Source organism: Pseudomonas sp. FG13 (assembly GCF_057809755.1).
On record NZ_JBMDKO010000003.1, the window covers coordinates 41,543 to 63,239 of the forward strand.

The 21,697-nt window shown below is 60.6% G+C and carries 22 protein-coding genes; 7 read left to right on the forward strand and 15 right to left on the reverse strand.

The window, feature by feature from the left end; all coding sequences use genetic code 11:
• The first annotated feature begins 105 nt into the window (after positions 1-105).
• Positions 106-741 carry a TetR/AcrR family transcriptional regulator gene (locus ACODTO_RS04100; RefSeq protein WP_175362763.1) on the forward strand — a complete coding sequence of 212 codons (636 nt, stop codon included), beginning with the start codon at positions 106-108 and terminating at the stop codon, positions 739-741.
• A 63-nt stretch (positions 742-804) separates the two neighbouring features.
• Here ACODTO_RS04100 and ACODTO_RS04105 read toward each other — a convergent pair whose 3' ends face one another.
• The 7 genes from ACODTO_RS04105 to ACODTO_RS04135 all read right to left on the reverse strand — a co-directional run bounded on the left by ACODTO_RS04105 (position 805) and on the right by ACODTO_RS04135 (position 6,399).
• Positions 805-1,020: a TOBE domain-containing protein gene (locus ACODTO_RS04105; RefSeq protein ID WP_024780485.1), complete on the reverse strand. Its 216-nt coding sequence runs from the start codon at positions 1,018-1,020 to the stop codon at positions 805-807.
• 25 nt (positions 1,021-1,045) lie between these two features.
• A complete protein-coding gene (gene ssuB / locus ACODTO_RS04110; RefSeq protein ID WP_139640971.1) occupies positions 1,046-1,852 on the reverse strand; it encodes an aliphatic sulfonates ABC transporter ATP-binding protein in 807 nt (268 codons plus the stop codon).
• Entirely contained in the window at positions 1,849-2,631 is a 783-nt protein-coding gene (gene ssuC / locus ACODTO_RS04115) for an aliphatic sulfonate ABC transporter permease SsuC (protein WP_139640972.1), read from the reverse strand. The genes ssuB and ssuC overlap by 4 nt, the downstream gene beginning before the upstream one ends.
• Before the next feature lie 7 nt (positions 2,632-2,638).
• The gene (ssuD, locus tag ACODTO_RS04120) at positions 2,639-3,787 is read right to left on the reverse strand and encodes an FMNH2-dependent alkanesulfonate monooxygenase (protein ID WP_139640974.1); all 1,149 of its coding nucleotides are present in this window, start codon (positions 3,785-3,787) and stop codon (positions 2,639-2,641) included.
• 24 nt (positions 3,788-3,811) lie between these two features.
• Positions 3,812-4,777 carry a sulfonate ABC transporter substrate-binding protein gene (locus tag ACODTO_RS04125; protein ID WP_175385248.1) on the reverse strand — a complete coding sequence of 322 codons (966 nt, stop codon included), beginning with the start codon at positions 4,775-4,777 and terminating at the stop codon, positions 3,812-3,814.
• An 89-nt stretch (positions 4,778-4,866) separates the two neighbouring features.
• Positions 4,867-5,460: an NADPH-dependent FMN reductase gene (gene ssuE, locus ACODTO_RS04130; RefSeq protein WP_489106010.1), complete on the reverse strand. Its 594-nt coding sequence runs from the start codon at positions 5,458-5,460 to the stop codon at positions 4,867-4,869.
• 300 nt (positions 5,461-5,760) lie between these two features.
• The gene (locus ACODTO_RS04135; protein WP_024780487.1) at positions 5,761-6,399 is read right to left on the reverse strand and encodes a peroxiredoxin; all 639 of its coding nucleotides are present in this window, start codon (positions 6,397-6,399) and stop codon (positions 5,761-5,763) included.
• A 335-nt stretch (positions 6,400-6,734) separates the two neighbouring features.
• Between ACODTO_RS04135 and mntA the strand changes: the two genes are divergently transcribed.
• Together mntA and hepT are read left to right on the forward strand one after the other, a co-directional pair.
• Positions 6,735-7,130 carry a type VII toxin-antitoxin system MntA family adenylyltransferase antitoxin gene (gene mntA, locus ACODTO_RS04140; RefSeq protein WP_489106011.1) on the forward strand — a complete coding sequence of 132 codons (396 nt, stop codon included), beginning with the start codon at positions 6,735-6,737 and terminating at the stop codon, positions 7,128-7,130.
• Complete coding sequence (gene hepT / locus ACODTO_RS04145) at positions 7,120-7,542, forward strand: type VII toxin-antitoxin system HepT family RNase toxin (protein ID WP_489106012.1); 423 nt, start codon at positions 7,120-7,122, stop codon at positions 7,540-7,542. The genes mntA and hepT overlap by 11 nt, the downstream gene beginning before the upstream one ends.
• Positions 7,543-7,604: 62 nt before the next feature.
• Here the strand turns inward: hepT and ACODTO_RS04150 are convergent, their stop codons facing one another.
• The 3 genes from ACODTO_RS04150 to argE all read right to left on the reverse strand — a co-directional run bounded on the left by ACODTO_RS04150 (position 7,605) and on the right by argE (position 11,996).
• Positions 7,605-8,924, reverse strand: a complete 1,320-nt coding sequence (locus ACODTO_RS04150; RefSeq protein WP_489106013.1) for an OprD family porin — start codon at positions 8,922-8,924, stop codon at positions 7,605-7,607.
• Positions 8,925-9,404: 480 nt separating this feature from the next.
• Positions 9,405-10,703 (reverse strand): amino-acid N-acetyltransferase, encoded by a 1,299-nt coding sequence (argA, locus tag ACODTO_RS04155; protein ID WP_139640988.1) that lies wholly within the window; start codon positions 10,701-10,703, stop codon positions 9,405-9,407.
• Between the two features lie 132 nt (positions 10,704-10,835).
• Positions 10,836-11,996, reverse strand: coding sequence for an acetylornithine deacetylase (gene argE / locus ACODTO_RS04160; protein WP_139640990.1), 1,161 nt, complete (start codon positions 11,994-11,996; stop codon positions 10,836-10,838).
• 158 nt (positions 11,997-12,154) lie between these two features.
• Here argE and ACODTO_RS04165 point away from each other — a divergent pair, with 158 nt between their 5' ends.
• Positions 12,155-13,522 (forward strand): CYTH domain-containing protein, encoded by a 1,368-nt coding sequence (locus ACODTO_RS04165; protein WP_175362772.1) that lies wholly within the window; start codon positions 12,155-12,157, stop codon positions 13,520-13,522.
• A 126-nt stretch (positions 13,523-13,648) separates the two neighbouring features.
• On the opposite strand, the gene ACODTO_RS04170 is transcribed toward ACODTO_RS04165, so the two are convergent.
• A complete protein-coding gene (locus tag ACODTO_RS04170; RefSeq protein ID WP_024780492.1) occupies positions 13,649-14,119 on the reverse strand; it encodes an Lrp/AsnC family transcriptional regulator in 471 nt (156 codons plus the stop codon).
• Between the two features lie 125 nt (positions 14,120-14,244).
• Between ACODTO_RS04170 and ACODTO_RS04175 the strand changes: the two genes are divergently transcribed.
• The 3 genes from ACODTO_RS04175 (at position 14,245) to ACODTO_RS04185 (ending at position 16,908) form a co-directional block, all read left to right on the forward strand.
• Positions 14,245-14,574 (forward strand): hypothetical protein, encoded by a 330-nt coding sequence (locus tag ACODTO_RS04175; protein WP_139640993.1) that lies wholly within the window; start codon positions 14,245-14,247, stop codon positions 14,572-14,574.
• A 144-nt stretch (positions 14,575-14,718) separates the two neighbouring features.
• Positions 14,719-16,503, forward strand: coding sequence for a type IV pilus assembly ATPase TfpB (gene tfpB, locus ACODTO_RS04180; protein WP_139640995.1), 1,785 nt, complete (start codon positions 14,719-14,721; stop codon positions 16,501-16,503).
• Between the two features lie 84 nt (positions 16,504-16,587).
• The gene (locus ACODTO_RS04185; protein WP_173668678.1) at positions 16,588-16,908 is read left to right on the forward strand and encodes a DUF2388 domain-containing protein; all 321 of its coding nucleotides are present in this window, start codon (positions 16,588-16,590) and stop codon (positions 16,906-16,908) included.
• A gap of 163 nt (positions 16,909-17,071) precedes the next feature.
• On the opposite strand, the gene gcvH is transcribed toward ACODTO_RS04185, so the two are convergent.
• The 4 genes from gcvH to ACODTO_RS04205 all read right to left on the reverse strand — a co-directional run bounded on the left by gcvH (position 17,072) and on the right by ACODTO_RS04205 (position 21,604).
• Positions 17,072-17,458 (reverse strand): glycine cleavage system protein GcvH, encoded by a 387-nt coding sequence (gcvH, locus tag ACODTO_RS04190; protein ID WP_139640997.1) that lies wholly within the window; start codon positions 17,456-17,458, stop codon positions 17,072-17,074.
• Positions 17,459-17,510: 52 nt separating this feature from the next.
• Positions 17,511-18,593, reverse strand: a complete 1,083-nt coding sequence (gene gcvT, locus ACODTO_RS04195) for a glycine cleavage system aminomethyltransferase GcvT (protein WP_489106014.1) — start codon at positions 18,591-18,593, stop codon at positions 17,511-17,513.
• A gap of 196 nt (positions 18,594-18,789) precedes the next feature.
• Positions 18,790-20,403, reverse strand: a complete 1,614-nt coding sequence (locus ACODTO_RS04200; protein ID WP_489106015.1) for an ABC transporter permease — start codon at positions 20,401-20,403, stop codon at positions 18,790-18,792.
• A gap of 196 nt (positions 20,404-20,599) precedes the next feature.
• The gene (locus tag ACODTO_RS04205; protein WP_139641003.1) at positions 20,600-21,604 is read right to left on the reverse strand and encodes an extracellular solute-binding protein; all 1,005 of its coding nucleotides are present in this window, start codon (positions 21,602-21,604) and stop codon (positions 20,600-20,602) included.
• Between the last annotated feature and the right edge of the window lie 93 nt (positions 21,605-21,697).

Consider the following 21,697-nt stretch of genomic DNA (forward strand, 5'->3'; position numbering starts at 1 on the left):
TTCGCCAAAGATCCCTTGTGGGAGCGAGCCTGCTCGCGATGGCGGCCGGGCAGACAACCCACGTCCCTGCTCGTACAATGCCCGGCAGTCCCGCAGGAGCCACCCATGACACGCACCGCCACCCCTCGCAAACCTCGCGCACGCAGCCAGGCCCGGATCGACTCGATCCTCGATGCCGCCCGCACGCTGCTGGCGACGGAAGGCGTGGCCAGCCTGTCGATCTACAGCGTGGCCGAGCGCGCCGAGATCCCGCCCTCCTCCGTGTATCACTTTTTCGCCAGCGTTCCAGCCCTGCTCGAAGCGCTCACCGCCGATGTCCACGCCGCCTTCCGCGCCTGCCTCCAGGCACCGATCGATCACGACGCGCTGCACCATTGGCACGATCTGTCGCGGTTGGTGGAACAGCGCATGCTGACGATCTACGACCAGGACGCCGCCGCCCGCCAGTTGATCCTGGCCCAGCATGGGCTGACCGAAGTCACCCAGGCCGACCGCCAGCACGACCTCGAACTCAGTGACCTGATGCACAAAGTCTTCTCCCGGCATTTCGAGCTGCCGACACTGCCCAATGACGTCGACGTCTTCGCCCTCGCCATGGAGCTGGGCGACCGGGTCTACGCCCGCTCGGTGCAACAACACGGCCAGATCACCCCGCGCATGGCCGAAGAAGGCATGCGGGTGTTCGATGCGTACCTGGGGTTGTACCTGCCTCCGTATCTGCCCAAGCGCGAAGCGGTCTGATCTTCAGCCTTTAAGGTGAGCCCCAAAAGGCCAATGCCATTCGGGGCATCGGGTGCACACCGTTCACAATTTGGCGATGGACACCTCCGTGGATTTGACGAAGGCGATCACTTCGCTGCCGATCGCCAGTTCCAGCTCCTTGACCGAACGGGTGGTGATGACCGAGGTGACGATGCCGGAGGCGGTCTGGACGTCGATTTCCGAGAGTACGTCGCCTTCGACGATTTCCTTGATGATGCCTTTGAACTGGTTACGCACGTTGATGGCTTTGATGGTCATGGTGTCGATTCCTATCTGGGTGGTGTTATTGCGCCCAACGCAGTTGCGTGGGCAAGGGTGAAACGGGTTCGGGTTCCGGCGGTTGGCCGGGCAGGGACAGCACGCGGTTGAGGACTTCGGTCTCCAGGGTCGCCAGGCGATGGGAGCCGCGAACCCGCGGGCGTGGCAGGTCGATGGGCAAGTCGAGACCGATCCGGCCGTCTTCGATCAGGATCACCCGGTCGGCGATTGCCACCGCTTCGCTGACGTCGTGGGTCACCAGCAGCACGGTAAAGCCGTGTTGCTGCCACAGACGTTCGATCAGTTGCTGCATCTCGATGCGGGTGAGGGCGTCGAGCGCTCCCAGGGGTTCGTCGAGTAGCAACAGGCGCGGCCGATGAATCAACGCGCGGGCCAGGGCCACCCGCTGTTTCTGGCCGCCGGACAACGCCGCCGGCCACTCATCGGCACGGTCGGCCAGACCGACGGCGTCCAGCGCCTGTAACGCCTGGACTCGCCAGTTGCCTTTGAGCCCCAGGCCGACGTTGTCGATGACCTTTTTCCAAGGCAACAGGCGCGCCTCCTGGAACATCAAGCGGGTGTCCTGTTGCGCAGCGCTCAACGGCGCCGAGCCTGCCAGCAGTTGACCATCCGAGGGCTGATCGAGACCGGCCAACAAGCGCAACAAGGTGCTTTTGCCGCAGCCGCTGCGACCGACCACCGCCACGAATTGTCCAGCGGGGATGTGCAAGTCGATGTCCCGCAGCACCTGGCGCGAGCCGAAGGTTCTCTGCAGTTTGCGCACCGCCAGCGGAATGCCTCGCAACAGGCGCGGGGGTTGTTGGGCGGTCATGGGGCATTCCCCTTGTTCACCTGATACGCCGGATGCCAGCGTAGCCAGACTCGCTCAAGCCCGCGGGCCGCAAGGTCGGCCAGCTTGCCGAGTACGGCGTACAACAGAATCGCCAACACCACCACGTCAGTCTGCAGGAACTCCCGGGCGTTCATCGCCAGGTAGCCGATGCCGGAGCTGGCGGAGATGGTTTCCGCAACGATGAGCGTCAACCACATGAAACCCAACGCAAACCGTACCCCCACCAGGATCGAAGGCAACGCGCCGGGCAGGATCACCTGGCGAAACAGACTGAAGCCGGACAAACCGTAGCTGCGGGACATCTCCACCAGCGCCGGATCGACATTGCGGATGCCGTGGTAGGTGTTGAGGTAGATCGGAAATAGCGTGCCAAGCGCCACCAGGAAAATCTTCGCCGACTCATCGATGCCGAACCACAAGATCACTAACGGAATCAACGCCAGGTGCGGCACGTTTCGCACCATCTGCACCGAACTGTCCAGCAGGCGTTCGCCCCATTTCGACAGACCGGTGATAAAGCCCAGCACCAGCCCGATACTCCCGCCGAGCAGGAAACCAACCGTCGCCCGCCAACCGCTGATCGCCAGGTGGGTCCAGATCTCACCGCTGCGCACCAGGCTGACCCCGGCCTCGATCACGGCCACCGGGGCAGGCAGGATTCGCGTGGACAACCATCCCGCCGATACCGACAGTTGCCACACGGCCAGCAATAGCAGCGGCAGTGCCCAGGGTGTCAGGTTGTGGATAAGTTTCTTCATGGCCGCCTCAGCTCTGGGATGCGGCTTTGGGGAGGATGTCATTGGCGACCATTTCCCCGAACGGGCTCACATAGCCCTGGCTTTTCGGCTGCTCCGGGCGCTCCACGTCCAGGTGTGGAAACAACAGCTCCGCCACGCGATACGACTCTTCGAGGTGTGGATAACCGGAGAAAATAAAGGTGTCGATCCCTAGTTCAGCGTATTCCTTGACCCGCGCCGCCACCGTCGGGCCATCGCCCACCAGCGCTGTACCGGCACCGCCACGCACCAGCCCGACGCCGGCCCAGAGGTTGGGGCTGACTTCCAGCTTGTCACGCCGCCCCCCATGCAGCGCGGCCATGCGTTGCTGGCCCACCGAGTCGAAGCGCGCCAAGGAAGCCTGGGCGCGGGCGATGGTGTCGTCGTCCAGATGGGAGATCAACCGATTGGCGGCCTGCCAGGCCTCGGCATTGGTTTCGCGCACGATCACGTGCAGGCGAATGCCGAAGCGCACGGTACGACCGAGCTTCGCGGCCTTGGCACGCACCTGTTGGATTTTCTCTGCCACGGCGGCGGGTGGCTCGCCCCAGGTCAGCACCATTTCCACCTGCTCGGCAGCGAGGTCCTGGGCCGCCTCCGATGAGCCGCCGAAATACAGTGGCGGACGCGGCTGCTGGATGGGCGGATAGAGCAGTTTGGCGCCCTTCACACTGATGTGTTCGCCGTCGTAATCCACGGTCTCGCCTTCCAGCACACGACGCCAGATGCGGGTGAATTCAACCGACGCCTGGTAGCGCGCCTCGTGATCCAGGAACAGGCCATCACCGGCCAGTTCTTCTGGATCACCGCCGGTCACCAGGTTGAACAGCGCCCGTCCGCCGGACAACCGATCCAGGGTCGCGGCCTGACGCGCCGCGACCGTTGGAGAAATAATCCCGGGGCGCAAGGCAACGAGGAACTTCAGGCGTTGGGTCACCGGAATCAACGAAGCGGCCACCAGCCAGGAGTCTTCGCAGGAACGGCCGGTTGGGATCAGCACGCCGCCGAAACCCAGCCGATCCGCCGCCTGGGCGACCTGTTGCAAGTATCCGTGATCGACGGCACGGGCGCCTTCGGCGGTGCCCAGATAATGGCCATCGCCATGGGTGGGCAGGAACCAGAAAATATTGAGGCTCATGGAGTGGTCTCCTAAGGGGTCGGATTACTGCGCGTTCGCAACGGTTGCTGGCGGCGTCCAGATCACGTCCCGGATGCTCAAGGGCTTGGGGATCAGCTTGAGTTGATAGAAGGTGTCGGCAATTTTCTGCTGCGCCGCGACCACCTCAGGCGTGAGGAACGAGGCTCCGAAACCCTGGCGCTTCATTGACGTCAGGGTGACCGGCTCAGGTAGACCGAGCAGCGGCGACACCTGACGGGTCACGTCTTCGGGGTTGGCCTTGGACCACTCCCCCACTGCGCGAACTTCCTCCACCAGCGCGGCGATGACCTGCGGATTTTTTTGCGCATAGGGTCGGGTGGCGAGGTAGAACTGATGGTTGTCGACGATGCCTTTGCCATCGCGCAGGGTGCGCGCCTGCAATTGTTGTTCGGCGGCAGCCTGGTACGGATCCCAGATGACCCAGGCATCGACGCTGCCCCGCTCGAACGCGGCACGGGCATCGGCCGGCGGCAGGAACACGGTGTGGATATCGGTATATGCGAGGCCGGCATCCTCCAGCGCCCGCACCAGCAGGTAATGGACATTGGAGCCTTTGTTCAGCACGACTTTCTTGCCCTTGAGGTCCTGCACCGAGTGGATCGGCGAGTCCTTGGGTACCAGGATGGCCTCACTGTTGGGGGCCGGCGGTTCGTAGGCGACATAGAGCAGATCGGCACCTGCAGCCTGGGCGAACACCGGAGGGGTTTCACCCGTCACGCCAAAATCGATGGAGCCAACGTTCAGGCCCTCAAGCAATTGCGGGCCGCCGGGGAACTCGGTCCATTGCACGTCCACGCCTTGGGCAGCGAGGCGCTTTTCCAGCGTGCCTTTGGCTTTGAGCAACACCAAGGTGCCGTATTTCTGATAACCGATCCGCAAGGTCTCGGCTTGAACCTGGGTAATGACGCCGAAGGACACAGCCGCAGCAAACAGAGCGACCAGCCCGCGACGCAAAATGACAGAGCGCATGGCGCTTCTCCTTTTTGCTGTGGGGTTTGGCTGCACCTGCTGGGCCGTTGGCGGCTGAGTAAGGTGAGTTGAATCAGGGTATGGGGGGTTCAGATGCTCCAGCGAGCACTCAACAGACGTTCGTTCAACACGCTGGGCTCCAACGGCTTGGGTCGACGGGCCATGGCGCTGAAAAACTGCTCCAGCGCCTCATTCAGCCGCTGCTGCAGGGCCGGCACCAACTGCGCCTGGGCGCCACCTTCGCCATAGGCGATCTGGCTGTCTTCGGCAAAAATCCCCTGGAGCATTTCCTGGGCCTTGAGCGCCGACAGCACCGGTTTGAGGGCGTAATCCACCGCCAGCATGTGGGCGATACTGCCGCCAGTCGCCATGGGCAATACGACCTTATGGCTCAGTGCACGCTCGGGCAGCAGGTCCAGCACAGTCTTCAACGCACCGGAAAAAGACGCCTTGTAGACAGGTGTGGCGATCAGCAGGCCATCGGCATTCTCGATCTGCTGGAGCAGGTCGATGACCTTTGGGCTGTCGAAGCGGGCATGGAGCAGATCTTCGGCTGGAAAATCGCGCACCTGATAGCTCACCACTTCCACACCCTGTTGCTGCAACCAGCGTTGCGAGCGTTCCAGCAGTACCCCGGAGCGGGAGCGCTGGCTGGGACTGCCACCGAGTGAGACGACCAACATGCCTGCCATTCCTTTAACGTTCTGTGCGATTCGCAGTAGGCGATCTCGCTGGATGGGTCAAACCATAGCAGGGGCTTTCATATATCCATAAATCATATTTATTCATTTGGTTATTCAATATGGAAATATGCAGACATCTCTTTTTCAAAGCATAAAAAAAGGCCGTCGAAACGGCCAAAACCCTTGGTGCATGGAGAACCTGTGGGAGCGAGCCTGCTCGCGATAGCGGCGTGTCAGTCAGCATGAATATGGCTGATCTATGGCTATCGCGAGCAGGCTCGCTCCCACAAAGGTTTTGCGTCAGCGATTGGGCTGCGGAGTAAGGCGCAAATACGGCTTCACGGCGCGATAACCTTTGGGGAAGCGCTGCTTGAGTTCTTCCTCATCCTTGAGCGACGGCACGATCACCACCTCATCACCGTCCTGCCAGTTGGCCGGCGTGGCAACCTTGTAGTTGTCGGTCAGTTGCAAGGAATCGATCACCCGCAGGATTTCATTGAAGTTGCGCCCGGTACTGGCCGGATAGGTGATAGTCAGGCGAATCTTTTTGTTCGGGTCGATCACGAACAGTGAACGCACGGTCAAGGTATCGCTGGCATTGGGGTGGATCAGGTCGTACAGGTCGGACACCTTGCGATCGGCGTCAGCCAGGATCGGGAAGTTGACGACGGTATTCTGGGTTTCGTTGATGTCGTCGATCCATTTGTGGTGCGAATCCACCGGGTCGACCGAGAGGGCAATAGCCTTGACGCCGCGCTTGGCGAATTCATCCTTGAGCTTGGCGGTGAGGCCCAGCTCAGTGGTGCAGACCGGCGTAAAGTCCGCCGGGTGAGAAAACAGCACGCCCCAGCTGTTGCCAAGCCATTCGTGGAAGCGGATTTTGCCGGCGCTGGACTCCTGTTCGAAGTCGGGGGCGATGTCGCCCAGTCTGAGGCTCATGGTGTGGCTCCTGGATGAGATCTTGTGGAGCCTGACTGTGCCTCGGTTCTGGCGGTTTTAAAAAGAATGAATACTGATCTGTCTAGACTTTTTGTGAATATAAAAAACTGTTCACTGGCCCTGATGTACCTATGGGCTCAACATCCTCGATGAGGTTCGAGAAGGCCTCGAGTTGCTGTAAAGAGGAGAAGCTTCGAGGAGGGCTACAGGGGTGGGCCTGACTCGAAAACGCAAAGCCCCGTCCGATGTGTTGTCGGGCGGGGCTTTTTTTGTTTTGTATCCACATTACGGAAATTATTGACGCGATTTCAGGACGAACAGCTAGGATAGGCAGCATGAACATTCAAGCCTTGCTGACGTATCTGCAAAACCATCTACCTGATTTACTGGCAGTGTACCTGTTCGGCAGCCATGCACAGGGAACCGCTGGACCTGATAGCGATGTCGATATCGCTGTGCTCGTACCCGGTCATGTCGACCCGGTGTTTTTATGGCAGCTTGCGGGAGACCTGGCGGATATCGCCGGGAGCCCGGTCGATCTGATCGATCTGCGCGCGGCAACCACCGTGATGCAATACCAGATCGTAACCCGAGGTCAGCGCTTGTGGGCCAAAGATGTACAGGCGGGGTTGTTCGAGAGTTTCATTCTCAGCGAAAAAACCGCTTTCGACACAGCCCGGGCGGGCCTACTCAAGGATATTCACGAAGAAGGCACCGTGTATGGTCGATGATGTATTGATCAACAAAGCGGCAAGCATCGAGCGTTGCGTCGCCAGGGTACGAGAGGAGTACGAGAAAGATCCCTCCACCTTCGCCACTGATTTCACCCGTCAGGATTCGGCCGTTCTGAATATTCAGCGTGCCTGTGAAGCGGCGCTGGATATGGGACAACATTTGATTCGCCGCGAGCGTCTAGGAGTCCCGCAAAGCGCTCGGGACGTGTTCGAGCTACTTTTTCAAGGTGGCTGGGTGGTGGAAGACCTGGTGAAAAATCTGAAAAACATGGTGGGTTTCAGAAATATCGCCGTGCATGACTATCAAGCTCTGCAACTGCCTATCATGGTCGCAATCATTACCCAGCACCTGGATGATTTTCTGGCGTTCAGCGCATTCATCCTGCGTAAGGACTCTACAGACGCCTGACCCGAAAACGCAAAAGCCCCGCCCGGCGCGTGCCGGACGGGGCTTTTTTACGGCTCTACGTCTTACATGAAGTTGTAAGTGTAGTTGAAGATCAGACGGGTCTGATCCTGGCTGTCGCCCACGCCGCTGCTGCGGTAGGTACCCTGACGCAGGGTAGTGCCGAAGCCTTTCAAAGCGCCTTGCTGGATGACGTAATCCACACGCATGTCGCGTTCCCACTCGGAGTAATCGCTTCCGCCAGCAGTGGCGGATTTGACATCGTCACCACGCAGGTAGGAAATCGACGCTTTCAGACCCGGAACGCCAGCCGAGGCGAAGTCATACGAGTACTGGCCGAACGTGGTGTTTTCACCGGCGCGGACAAAACCGTTGATCATGCTGTCGGTGAACAGGTAGAAGCTCGAGCCGCCGGCGCCTTCAGGACGACCGTTGCTGTTTACCACGTTGCCCTGGTTCAGGTAGACGAAGCCACCGTCATCACCGACTTGCTGGTGACCCAACAGGAAGGCACTGCCACCCAGGGTGTAGGTGAACATGGCGCTCCAGGTCTTGTTATCGACCTCGCCAGGTTTTTTGGCATAGCCACCGTTGTTGTTGAAGCGATAGCCGGCGTCGCCATTACGGCCATCCGAACTGCTGTCGAAGTAACGCAGGTCAGTCTTGAACGATTGGCCTTCGCTGATCGGGAAAACGTGTACCGCACCCAGGAAATGCTGCTTGTAGTAATCCTGCAGGTTGGCGTAGTAGTACTGCAAAGTCAGGTCTTTGGTGACCTTCCAGTCGGCACCGCCAAAGCGGAACTGGTTGCTGTCCTCGGTACCACCTGCGATCGCCAGACCGGTGCTGTTGCTCGATGCACGACCGGTAGCGTGTTCCAGCTGACCGGCGTTGAAGGTCACATTGTCGATTTCCTTGGAGGTGATGGTGCCACCTTCAAAGGTCTGCGGCAGCAGACGGCTGTCGTTGGCGACCAGGATCGGCAGGTTTGGTGCCAGTGCGCCACCTACATGAGCCTCGGTCTTGGAGAACAGCGCCTTGACGTTGCCCGACAAACGGCTCCAATCGTGTACTGCCGAACCATCAGTATCGCTTGGCATATAGGAACCAGCGTTACGGCCCCGGCCCCCATCGAGACGAATACCCACCAGCGCCTGAGCATCGATACCGAAACCAACAACGCCTTGCGTGAAGCCAGACTTATAGTCGAACTTGAGGCCGGTGCCCGTTTCGCGCAGATCCTCATTACCATCATGGTTATCGTTATTGAAGTACAGCGTACGAGAACTGACAGACGCCTTGCTGTCTTCGATAAAACCGGCGGCGCCTGCCTGCTGCGCCAAAACCCCAACGGCCACAGCCAGGGCCAAGGTGGACTTGTTCATGCTTCGCTCCTCTCGTTTTCTAATTCTTGTGTTTCTTTGGTTCTGGATCGAACGTCCGGAATCCGCGGATGCGCGATTAGCGCCAGACCGTGACCGACAAGTCAATCGTAACCATTTGTGACTACGACCAAGGTCTAACCCCACGACACCGGGCGGAAGAATAATGGATTATTTATAATTCCAAAAAGAATTGTTTCATAAGTTTTCAGTCAATTTGGACATATAGATGTCATCAGCGCATCTTCACTCCAGACCTGGCATATCGGCCAGCCTGCGAATTACTGAACGGCTATTTTTGTGCACTTTTTCAGGGCAAAAGACGTGGATATCGAGGCTCGGAGTGCAAGCCTCGCTGTCTGTCTCAATGCGTCCGAAGCAGCATAGACCAGGATTGTGAAGTTTTTGAGACAAAAATCTTATTGTTTGAAATCAAGAAAAGTGCAATCCATCGCCCCAAATGGGGCGCATGGTTGACTGGACCTATAGGGCCTTCTCGAAGATCTTCGAGTTGCGTTGATAGTTGTACAGTGATGCCCGGGCCGCCGGCAGACGCTCAACGCTGCTGGGTTCGAAGCCCCTTTCACGGAACCAGTGAGCGGTACGGGTGGTGAGCACGAACAGGGTCTTGAGCCCTTTGGCACGAGCACGGGTCTCGATCCGCTCCAGCAGTTCGTCGCCCCGGCCACCGTGGCGGTACTCAGGATTTACCGCCAGGCAGGCCAGCTCCCCAGCGTCCGAATCGGCGATCTGGTAGAGCGCCGCGCAAGCGATGATCATGCCTTCGCGCTCGACCACGCTGAACTGCTCGATTTCCCGCTCCAGCACTTCGCGGGAGCGACGCACCAGAATGCCCTGCTCCTCCAGCGGACTGATCAGGTCCAGCAAGCCACCGACGTCTTCGATGGCCGCTTCGCGCACCACTTCGAATTGCTCCTGGGCGACCAACGTACCGCTGCCATCGCGGGTGAACAGCTCGGCCAGCAGCGCACCGTCTTCGGCGTAGCTGACAATGTGACTGCGAGCCACGCCGCCACGGCAGGCCTGGGCTGCAGCATCCAACAGTTCGGCCTGATAGTCGCTGCCCAGGCGCTGCATATGGGACGGGACCTGTTGTGGGCGCAACTCACGCACCAGACGCCCGTCTTCGCCGATCAAGCCCTGCTCGGCACCGAACAGCAACAGCTTGTCGGCCGCCAGGTCAATGGCAGCCCTGGTGGCGACATCTTCACAGGCGAGGTTGAAGATTTCTCCGGTAGGCGAATAGCCCAATGGTGACAGAAGAACTATGGAGCGCTCGTCCAGCAGACGGTTGATACCCTTGCGGTCGACCCGGCGCACTTCGCCGGTGTGGTGATAGTCCACGCCTTCCAGTACGCCGATGGGCCTTGCGGTGACCAGGTTGCCGCTGGCGACCCGCAACCGCGAACCCTGCATCGGCGAAGAAGCCATGTCCATCGACAGGCGTGCCTCGATGGCAATGCGCAACTGGCCAACCGCATCGATCACGCACTCCAGGGTCGCGGCATCGGTGATGCGCATGCCGTGGTGATAATGCGGGGTCAGCCCTCGCGCGGCGAGACGGGTTTCGATCTGCGGGCGCGAACCATGGACCAGCACCAGCCGCACACCGAGACTGTGCAACAGCACCAGGTCATGGACGATGTTGCCGAAATTGGGGTGCTCCACCCCGTCGCCGGGCAGCATGACGATGAAGGTGCAGTCGCGGTGGGCATTGATATAGGGCGAAGCGTGACGAAGCCAATTGACGTATTCGGGCATGAACCTGGACCTGTAATAAATAACAGCCGAAAAAAGACGAAACGGAACGCACAGCAGGCTGCTGGTTATCGTCGGAACAGGCTTGGCGACACGCGCGCTCTCCTTATGAATACGGGCCCGGATAAAGGCAAACTAGTAGCCGGCGGTGGCCGGTGTCAGGCAATAGTGCTCGATCAGCTGCCGCAACAATTGCACGGTAGGTTGCAGACGTGACATTTCAAGGTGCTCGCCCGGCTGGTGGGCACAGGCGATATCGCCAGGGCCCAACACCAGGGTTTCGCAACCGAGGCGCTGAAGATAAGGCGCTTCGGTGCCGAACGCCACTGCTTCGGCACGATGGCCGGTGAGCCGCTCGGCCACGCGCACCAGTTCGGCGTCCTCGGGCTGTTCGAACGGCGGCACTTCAGGGAACAGCGGCGCATAGTCGATCTTGACCTTGTGCCGCTCGGCGATAGGGTTGAGCTTTTGCAGGATGGCCGCCCGCAACACCTGCGGATCCATGCCCGGCAAGGGACGCAAGTCGAACTCCATGGAGCATTGGCCGCAGATCCGGTTGGGGTTGTCTCCGCCGTGGATACACCCGAAGTTCAGGGTCGGTTGCGGCACCGTGAACTGCGGGTTACGGAATTCACGCTGCCATTGCAGGCGCAGGCCGCGCAGCTCGCCCATGGCGTCGTGCATGGCTTCAAGCGCGCTATGCCCCAGGCTCGGATCGGAGGAATGACCGCTGCGCCCGAGAATGTCGATGCGCTCCATCATCACGCCTTTGTGCAGGCGAATCGGTCGCAGGCCGGTCGGCTCGCCGATGACGGCGGCGCGCCCCAAGGGACGTCCGGCCTCGGCCAGCGCACGGGCGCCAGCCATGGAGCTTTCCTCGTCGCAGGTGGCGAGAATCAGCAACGGTTGCTTGAACGGCTGGTCCAGCAATGGCTTGAGCGCTTCGATGGCCAGGGCGAAAAAGCCTTTCATGTCGCAACTGCCCAGTCCGACCCAGCGCCCATCGACTTCGGTGAGCTTCAACGGATCGGTCTGCCACAATGCGCCGTCAAACGGCACCGTATCGCTGTGCCCGGCCAGCACCAGGCCGCCGGGGCCACTGCCGAAACTCGCCAGGAGGTTGAACTTGCCGGGGCTGACCTGTTGGATATCACAGGAGAACCCGAGGTCGCCGAGCCAGCCCGCCAGCAGCTCGATCACCGCGCTGTTGGACTGGTCCAGCCCAGGCTGCGTGCAACTGACCGAAGGCGCGGCGATCAGGGCAGCGAACTGATCTTTCATGGACGGCAAAGGCATCGCTGGCTCCGGACTCACAAATTGACACCCATCATAGAACCATCCGGTGCCAGGAATAAACCGTCGCGGCGCGTAGGACGGAGGACTCCTGTACACTGCACGGCCTTGGCAGCCACACCTTCCCCCGGCTGCGCACCCGATCCCTGGATTTTCCGGCCATGCAGAAAGAAACCGAAATCAAACTCCGCGTCAGCCGCGAGACCCTGGCAGCCTTGCGCGAGCATCCGCTGCTGAAAAAACGCAACAAAGGCGGCTGGGAACGCCGTGAACTGATGAACCAGTATTTCGACACCCCCGAGCGAGACCTGGCCCGGGCCAAGGTCGCCCTGCGCCTGCGCCGCGACGGTGAAGAGGTGATCCAGACCCTCAAGACCCGTGGCCAGAGCATCGCCGGCCTGTCCGAGCGCAATGAATACGACTGGCACCTGCCCAAAGCCAAGTTGGACCTGAAGAAGCTCGACGGCGAATGCTGGCCCGAGGCCTTGGCCGAACTGGACAAGAAAACCCTCAAGGCCATCTTCACCACCGATTTCGTCCGCGAGCGCGCCGAAATCGCCTGGGGTCGCGGCAAAAGCAAAGTGGTCATCGAAGCCGCACTGGACCTGGGTCATGTCGTGGTCGGCAAGCAGAAGGAAGAAATCTGCGAGCTGGAGCTGGAACTGCGCGAAGGCGAGCCCGCCGCGCTGCTGGAGCTGGCCGCCGAACTGGCCGCGACCCTGCCCTTGATGCCCTGCGACATCAGCAAGGCCGAACGTGGCTACCGCCTGTACGATGCAAACAGCTACGCCCTGAGCCTGCCCGCCCCGCAATTGACCGCCGAGATGCCGCTGGACGACGCCTTCGCCGCGCTGAGCTGGCATTTGCTGGGCAGCAGCCAGCGCCTGGCCGAGCAGTACCGCTTCAATGGCCACTGGCGCCTGCTGTTGGATTGGGTAGAGAACCTCGCCGAACTGCGAGCCTTGCTCAGCAGCCTTGGCCAGGCCGCACCGCGTCAATCGACCCACGACTTGCGCGTCGCCCTGGACGCCCTGCTGGAAGACTGGCGTCCACTGGTCCAGGCCGGCCTGGACGACGAAGACGTGCGCAAGGCGGCACCGGAGCAGTTCCTTGAGGAGCTGCAGGACCCGCGTTGGGGCCTGTTCTCCCTGAACGCTTCGCGCTGGCTGCTGGCCCGCGGCTGGACGACCGAGCGCAATACCCGTGGCAATCGCCAGGGCGCGGCGCAACTCAATAGCTGGCTGCCTCGACTGCTGGGCGAGGAAGCCTCGTCCCTGCAACTGCAACGCTACCAGCAGCAACCGGAAGACCTGGCTGAACAACTGCCTCGCATCGAGCGAATCCAGGTCTGGCTGCACCATGCCCGTGCGGTGCTGGAGATACCGGAGATGGACCGCCTCTACGGCGAGCTGAACAAACTGGCGCAACTGGCGAACGAGCCCATTACCGACGAAGCCCTGGATGCACGCAAGCATCAGGCGATTGCGGTGTACCAGAATCGGGCCTGGAAGATGTTGTTGCGTCTGTAATACCGCCATCGCGAGCAGGCTCGCTCCCACACCGGATCTTCAGCGGACACAATTGATGTGTACGAACATGGCATCAATGTGGGAGCGAGCCTGCTCGCGATGGGGCCGGAGCAGACACAGCAGACGTCAGCGCATCACCGGTAAACTCGTCGTGGACTTGATCTCCGAAAGCGCCACGATCGAGTTCACTTCCTGTATCCCCGGCACCAGCGACAGCTTCTCGAAAAAGAATCGCTCATACGCCTCGATGTCCGCCGTGACGATGCGCAGCAGGAAATCCACCGACCCCATCAGCACATAACACTCCAGGACTTCGGGAAAGCCGCGAATCGCCTCGGTGAATTCGGTGAAGTTCGAACGCCCGTGGGCGTTGAGTTTGATTTCGGCGAAGATCTGCGTGTTAAGTCCGATTTTCTTGCGGTCGAGCAGCGTCACCTGACCGCGAATGATCCCCTCCTCCTTCATCCGCTGGATCCGTCGCCAGCACGGCGACTGCGACAGGCCCACCTGTTCGGCGATCTGCGCGCTGGACAGCGAGGCATCCTCTTGCAGAAGCGCCAGTATCCTGCGGTCGTAGCCATCCAGCTCACTGTGCATAAATAAACCCATAAAGAATCAAATATAGAATTGGATAATTCATTGAACCGCCATTTCCATTCATCTTAGATAAGAAATACCCCTTCGCGCATGTAAACATTTCTCTCCAGCCCAGGAGACCGTCCATGCCCGTATTCGAAGCCCTCGCCCCCCGTGCCGATGTCTGGCATACCGCCAACGCCCATTGCCGTGTGCAATACCGGTTGCTGGCCGAAGCCGAAGCCGATTTGCTCTGCCGGGCCCTGAATCTGTTCGCCTTGCAGGGCTTGATGCCAGAGCAGGTCCACGTCGAGCGCCAGGACGAGCTGCTGACAATGGAAATCCTCATCGAAGGGCTGAGCTGGCACCGTGCCCAGGTGCTTGCGGAAAAATTACGCAACCTGATCAGCGTTTGCTCGGTGGACCTGCGCAACACTGACGATGAGTGGTTCGAGCCAGTCCAGGCGACCGCTTGAAAGGCGAAATGCAAGAATTCGAAACGCATTGGTCGGGTAGTGGCCCAACGGTTCATAGGGTCGGGACTATTCTTTTGCAGACCGACTCAGGACGCGCAAGCGTCTGTATCGCGGCTTTGCTGCAATTGTCCAATAGGAACCCGCATGTCCACCAAACACGCCACTCAGGACCGCTGGCTGGACCTCAATGAGCTGCTGCGCCAACTGGTCGCCCAAGGCTTCATCAGCCAGGATTCGGCCGAAACCGCGCTCAATGCCCGGCGACGCCACAACACCAATAGCCAGTTGCACCCGTTGGAGTTCATCGCCAACCAGCATCTTGACGACCTCAGCCGCCCCGGCAAGCGCCTGGACCTGGAGAGCCTGACCCTGTGGCTGTCACAGCAGGCCGGCCAGCCGTACATGCGCATCGACCCGCTGAAGATCAATGTCGCGGCCGTCACACCATTGATGTCCTATGCCTTTGCCCAGCGCCACAAGATCCTCGCGGTGGCCGTCGATCGCGACGCCGTTACCGTCGCCAGCGCCCAACCGTACGTCAGCAGTTGGGAATCGGACCTGACCCATGTACTCAAGCTGCCGATCAAGCGGGTAGTCGCCAACCCCGTGGATATCCAGCGCCTGAGCGTGGAGTTCTATCGCCTCGCCAAATCGGTCAGTGGTGCCACCACCACCGACCAGCAACCGAGCAACCTCAGCAACTTCGAACAACTGCTCAACCTGGGCGCCAGCGACCAGGAGCCGGACGCCAACGACGCGCATATCGTCAACATCGTCGATTGGCTGTTCCAGTACGCCTTCCAGCAGCGCGCCAGCGATATCCACATCGAGCCGCGTCGCGAACAGGGCACGGTGCGGTTTCGCATCGACGGGGTGCTGCATACCGTCTATCAGTTTCCGCCCCAGGTGACGATGGCGATCATCAGTCGCCTGAAGAACCTGGGACGGATGAACGTCGCAGAAAAACGCAAACCCCAGGACGGCCGGGTCAAGACCAAGACTCCGGACGGAAACGAAGTGGAGTTGCGCCTGTCGACATTGCCCACGGCGTTCGGCGAAAAAATGGTCATGCGGATCTTCGACCCCGAAGTCCTGCTCAAGGACTTCGACCAACTCGGCTTCTCCGCCGACGACCTGCGCCGCTGGCAGGACATGACGCGCCAGCCCAACGGCATCATCCTGGTGACCGGTCCTACCGGCTCCGGCAAGACCACCACCCTCTACACCACCCTGAAGAAACTGGCGACGCCGGAGGTGAACCTCTGCACCATCGAGGACCCGATCGAGATGGTCGAGTCGTCCTTCAACCAGATGCAGGTGCAACATAACATCGACCTGAGTTTCGCCGCCGGCGTACGCGCACTCATGCGGCAAGACCCGGACATCATCATGATCGGCGAAATCCGTGACCTGGAAACCGCCGAGATGGCGATCCAGGCGGCACTCACCGGACACCTTGTGCTCTCGACATTGCATACCAACGATGCACCGAGCGCCATCAGTCGCCTGCTTGAACTCGGTGTGCCCCACTATCTGATCAAGGCCACGGTCCTCGGGATCATGGCCCAGCGCCTGGTGCGCACGCTGTGTCCTCATTGCAAGGCGCCCCTGACCCTGGACGAGGACGATTGGCAAACCCTGACCCGGCCCTGGCAGGCCCCGCTGCCGAGCAATGCCCAACAAGCTGTCGGTTGCCTGGAATGCCGTGATACCGGTTATCGCGGACGCGCCGGGGTGTACGAAATACTTCAACTGAGTGACAGCATCAAAGGACTGATCCATGCCGATACCGACCTGCTGGCAGTACGCCGCCAGGCCTTCAAGGAAGGCATGCGCAGCTTGCGGCTGTCCGGTGCGCAGAAAATCGCCGCAGGGCTGACGACCGTAGAGGAGGTGCTGCGGGTGACACCGCAAAGCGAGCACAAGTAGGCCCGATGACGCTTGGGCGGCAGGTCACGGAACTGAATACAGGCGCAGGTAATCCAAATTCATAGTTAACCCAGTGGAGTCACCATCATGCGTCTCAAACTTGCTGTCGCTACCCTAGCCTTGCTGTCTCTTCCTGTTGGCTCGGCAATGGCCGACACGTTTTGGCGTAACGTCATCTCTTCCGGTGCAACCACCGGTTCCACCTATCTGACTTTCAAGGACCACAAACTGATCGTCGCCGCTCAGGACGATGCCGGTAGCTTTGTCGCCAGTGACGGCAACATCCGCGGCCCATACCTGGAAGCCGCGATGCAGAAGGTCCGTGCCGATAACCCAGGCCTGCAGGCTACCGACATGGAACTGGCCAACGCGATCCTGGCGAAAAACGCCGTCGCCCAGGACTGATACAGCCCCATGAAAAATGCCGCTCGATCGAGCGGCATTTTTTTTGCCCTGCAAGTCATCTCTTGTGGGAGCGAGCCTCCTCGCGATAGCGGTAGGTCAGCAATATTCATGCTGACTGACACACCGCCATCGCGAGCAGGCTCGCTCCCACATTAGCGGTTCATCATTCGCCGATGGCAGCCTTGTAGCCAGCCGCATCAAGCAGCTTGCCGAGATCAACAGCCGCATTGGAAGGCTTGAGCTTGAAGATCCAGGCGTCGTACGGCTCGGAGTTCAACAGCTCCGGCGAACCGGCCAGCTCTTCGTTGACAGCGATCACTTCGCCGCCGACCGGGGCATAGATGTCCGAAGCAGCCTTGACCGACTCCACCACGCCCGCCGCTTCAGAGGCCTCAAAAACCTTACCGATTTCCGGCAGTTCGACGAACACCACGTCACCCAGCGCTTCCTGTGCATGGTCGGAAATGCCCACGATGACGTTACCGTCAGTGTCCAGACGCGCCCACTCATGACTTTCGGCAAAACGCAGTTCGGCAGGGATATCACTCATATTCTGTGTCCTCAAGAGAAAGTGTCAGCGGCCAGCGGCCCGCCGTGAAAGGTTAAATCAGGGTCTTGCCATGGCGGACGAAGGTCGGCTTGACCACCCGTACCGGGTACCACTTACCACGAATTTCCACCTCGGCACGGTCGGCGGTAACCATCGGAACGCGTGCCAGGGCGATTGACTTGCTAAGCGTAGGAGAAAAACTGCCACTGGTGATCTCACCTTCGCCCACATCGGCAATGCGAACCACCTGATGGGCGCGCAAGACGCCGCGCTCTTCCAGCACCAGGCCAACCAGTTTGTGCTGCACGCCCCCCGCCAATTCGGCTTCCAGCGCACGGCGCCCGATGAACTGGCGGCTCGCCGGCTCCCAGGCAATGGTCCAGGCCATGTTCGAGGCCAATGGGGAAATGTCCTGGTGGATGTCCTGGCCGTAGAGGTTCATGCCAGCCTCCAGACGCAAGGTATCGCGAGCACCGAGACCAATGGGCGAAATGCCCGCCCCCACCAGATCATTGAAAAAGCTTGGTGCTTCGTGGGCAGGCAGGACAATCTCCAGGCCGTCTTCACCGGTGTAGCCCGTGCGCGCGATGAACCAGTCACCGTCGGCGCGGCCTTCGAAGGGCTTGAGTTGCTGGATCAATTGACCGCGCGATTGGGAGACCAGTTCGGCAATCTTGTGCCGGGCCTGGGGCCCCTGGATGGCCAGCATCGCCAGTTCGGGACGTTCGCGCAGTTGCACGGAGTATTCCCCGAGCTGCGCCTGCATCCAGGCCAGATCCTGGTCACGGGTCGAGGCGTTGAAAACCAGCCGGTAGCCCTCGTCGACACGGTAGACAATCATGTCGTCGACGATGCCGCCCCGCTCGTTGAGCATGGCGCTGTAGAGAGCACTACCCGTGTCCTGCAAGCGATCGACGTCGTTGGCGAGCAAGCGCTGCAGCCAGGCCTTGGCCTGGGTACCGGCAACATCGATCACCGTCATGTGGGATACATCGAACACACCGCAGTCGCGACGCACCTGGTGGTGCTCCTCGACTTGCGAGCCGTAATGCAGAGGCATATCCCAACCGCCAAAATCGACCATCTTCGCGCCAAGGGCGAGATGAAGGTCATACAGAGGCGTACGCTGTCCCATGGGTTTCTCCTTCCGGGCTTGGCGAAGGTGCGGACTGTCCGACAGACGGAGCACACCGAATGCCGCGCATTGTAGCCGCATGATCCGGTGTCCTGTATCACCAATCCTGTTCTTTTTTGATGGTGGCCGTTGCCGTCAGAAAAGGAACGTATTGGCGAAACAGGACACTCGTACTGACACCTGGGGACTCGCTCTATCAGCTCCGATGAGCCGAACGTCGTATCAATCCGATGACCGGCAACAATCCCACCAGTACCAGGGTCAGCGCCGGCAGCGCGGCCCTGGCCCACTCCCCTTCGCTGGTCATTTCGAAGATCCGCACCGCCAGGGTGTCCCAACCGAACGGACGCATGAGCAGGGTCGCGGGCATTTCCTTGAGCACATCCACGAACACCAGCAACGCGGCACTCAGGGTGCCGGGCAACAGCAGCGGCAGATACACGTTGAAAAACAATCGCGGCCCGCTGACACCGAGACTGCGTGCGGCTTCTGGCAACGACGAATGGATTCGTCCAAGACTGCTTTCCAGAGGCCCGTACGCCACGGCCAGGAAACGCACCAGATAGGCCAGCAACAGGGCTGACAGGCTACCCAGCAGCAGGGGCTTGCCCGCGCCGCCGAGCAAGGTCGACAGCGGGATAACCAGTTCACGGTCCAGGTAGCTGAATGCAAGCATGATCGAGACTGCCAGCACCGAACCCGGCAAGGCGTACCCCAGGTTCGCCAGCCCCACGCCGGCGCGAATAGCCCGGGTCGGGGCCAGGCGCCTGGCGAAGGCCAGCAACAAGGCCACGCAAACGGTGACCAACGCCGCCAGCCCCCCCAGGTAAAGGGTATGGATAATCAACCCGGCATAGCGCTCGTCCAGATCGAAACGGCCCCGCTGCCAGAACCACACCACCAGTTGCAGGACCGGGACGACAAATGCGCAGGCGAATACCAGCAGGCACCAACCGCTGGCTGCCGCGGCCTTGAGGCCATGCAAGGTGTACAAGGCCTTGACCCTGGGCCGTTCGTTACTCGCCCGCTGGGCGCCCCGGGCCCGGCGTTCGCCGTAGAGCACCAGCATCACCGCCAGCAACAACAGGCTGGCCAGTTGGGCAGCACTGGATAGGCTGAAGAAGCCGTACCAGGTCTTGTAGATGGCCGTGGTGAAGGTGTCGAAGTTGAACACCGACACCGCTCCGAAATCCGCCAGGGTTTCCATCAACGCCAGCGCTACGCCCGCCCCGATGGCCGGCCGGGCCATCGGCAATGCCACGCGCCAGAAAGCCTGCCACGGCGACTGCCCGAGCACCCGCGCCGCCTCCATCAAACCCTTGCCCTGGGCCAGGAATGCACTGCGCGCCAGCAGGTACACGTAAGGGTAAAAGACCAGGACCAGCACCAGGATGACCCCGCCGGTGGAGCGGACCCGGGGCATGCGCAGGCCGCTGCCGAACCAGTCACGCAACAGGGTTTGCACCGGACCGGCAAAGTCCAGCAGGCCCACGAAGACAAACGCCAGCACGTAGGCAGGAATCGCGAACGGCAGCATCAATGCCCAGTCGAGCCAACGTCGGCCCGGGAACTCACACAGACTGGTGAGCCAGGCAAGGCTGACGCCCAGCACAGTCACACCGACCCCCACGCCCACTATCAGCATCAGGGTGTTGCCCAACAAGCGCGGCATCTGGGTTTCCCATAGGTGGGACCAGATCTGCGGGTCGATGCTTTGCCAGGACAGCAGCAGCACACTCAAGGGCAACAGGACCAGCGCGGCGATGACGAAGACCAGGAGATACCAGCGGCGTTGGGCGGGGTGGGTCAAGGAAGGTGCTCGTTCAAATGATGCATGGGCAGGCTCACACAGAACCTGTGGCGAGGGGAATTATCCCCGCTGGCTTGCGAAGCAAGCCCATGGAAAACGACTCAGTCCGCCTGACACACAGCATGGCTTCCATCAGGGTCGCTCCGCGACCCTGCGGGGATGAATCCCCTCGCCACAGGGGACCTCGTCCCGTATATCAGTTCCAGCCCGCCCGATCCATCATGCGAATGGCTTCGGCCTGGCGCTTGCCCGCGACCTCCACCGGCAGCGTGTCGGCCTTGAACTTGCCCCAGGCCGCGACTTCCTTGGACGGCTGCACTTGCGGATTGGCTGGAAACTCCTGGTTCACGTCGGCAAAGATACTTTGGGCCTCTGGCGTAGTCATCCACTCCACCAGTTTCTTGGCCGCCTCGGGGTGCGGTGCGTGCCGGGTCAGACCGATGCCCGACAGGTTGATGTGCACACCCCGGTCGGCCTGGTTCGGCCAGAACAGTTTCACTTTCAGATCCGGCTTCTGCTGGTGCAGGCGACCGTAATAATAGGTGTTGACGATGCCGACGTCGCACTGCCCGGCGTTGATTGCCTCAAGCAATGCGGTGTCGTCGGAAAACACATCGGTGGACAGGTTCCTGACCCAGCCCTTGAGGATCTGTTCGGTTTTTTCGGCACCGTGGGTTTCGATCAGGGTGGCGGTCAGGGACTGGTTGTAGACCTTCTTCGAAGTGCGCAGGCACAGGCGACCTTCCCATTGATCGTCCGCCAGGGCTTCGTAGGTGGTCAGCTCGTCGGGTTTGACCCGCTCGGTGGAGTAGGCAATGGTCCGTGCCCGCAGGCTCAAGCCGGTCCAGGCATGGGAAGAAGCACGATATTGAGATGGGATGTTGGCGTCGATCACCGGGGAGGTGAATGGCTGGAGAATGCCCATCTGCTCGGCCTGCCAGAGATTGCCGGCGTCGACGGTGAGCAGCAGGTCTGCGGTGGCATTTTCACCTTCAGCCTTGATGCGCTGCATCAACGGCGCTTCCTTGTCGGTGATGAACTTCACCGATACACCGGTCTTTTTGGTGTAGGCATCGAAGACCGGCTTGATCAGCTCATCGATGCGTGAGGAGTAGACCACCACCTCATCGGCGGCCTGCACGGCAGTGGAGCCGATCAGGGTCAGGGCGAGGGCGGACAGCAGGCGCTTGGGTGCCAACATGGAAGCGGTCTCTCGGTGGGTGAACGAGCGCAAATGATAAAGACTCACATTTGGCAGCTCAATCAAACAGTGGGTGGAGACATTTCCAAATGT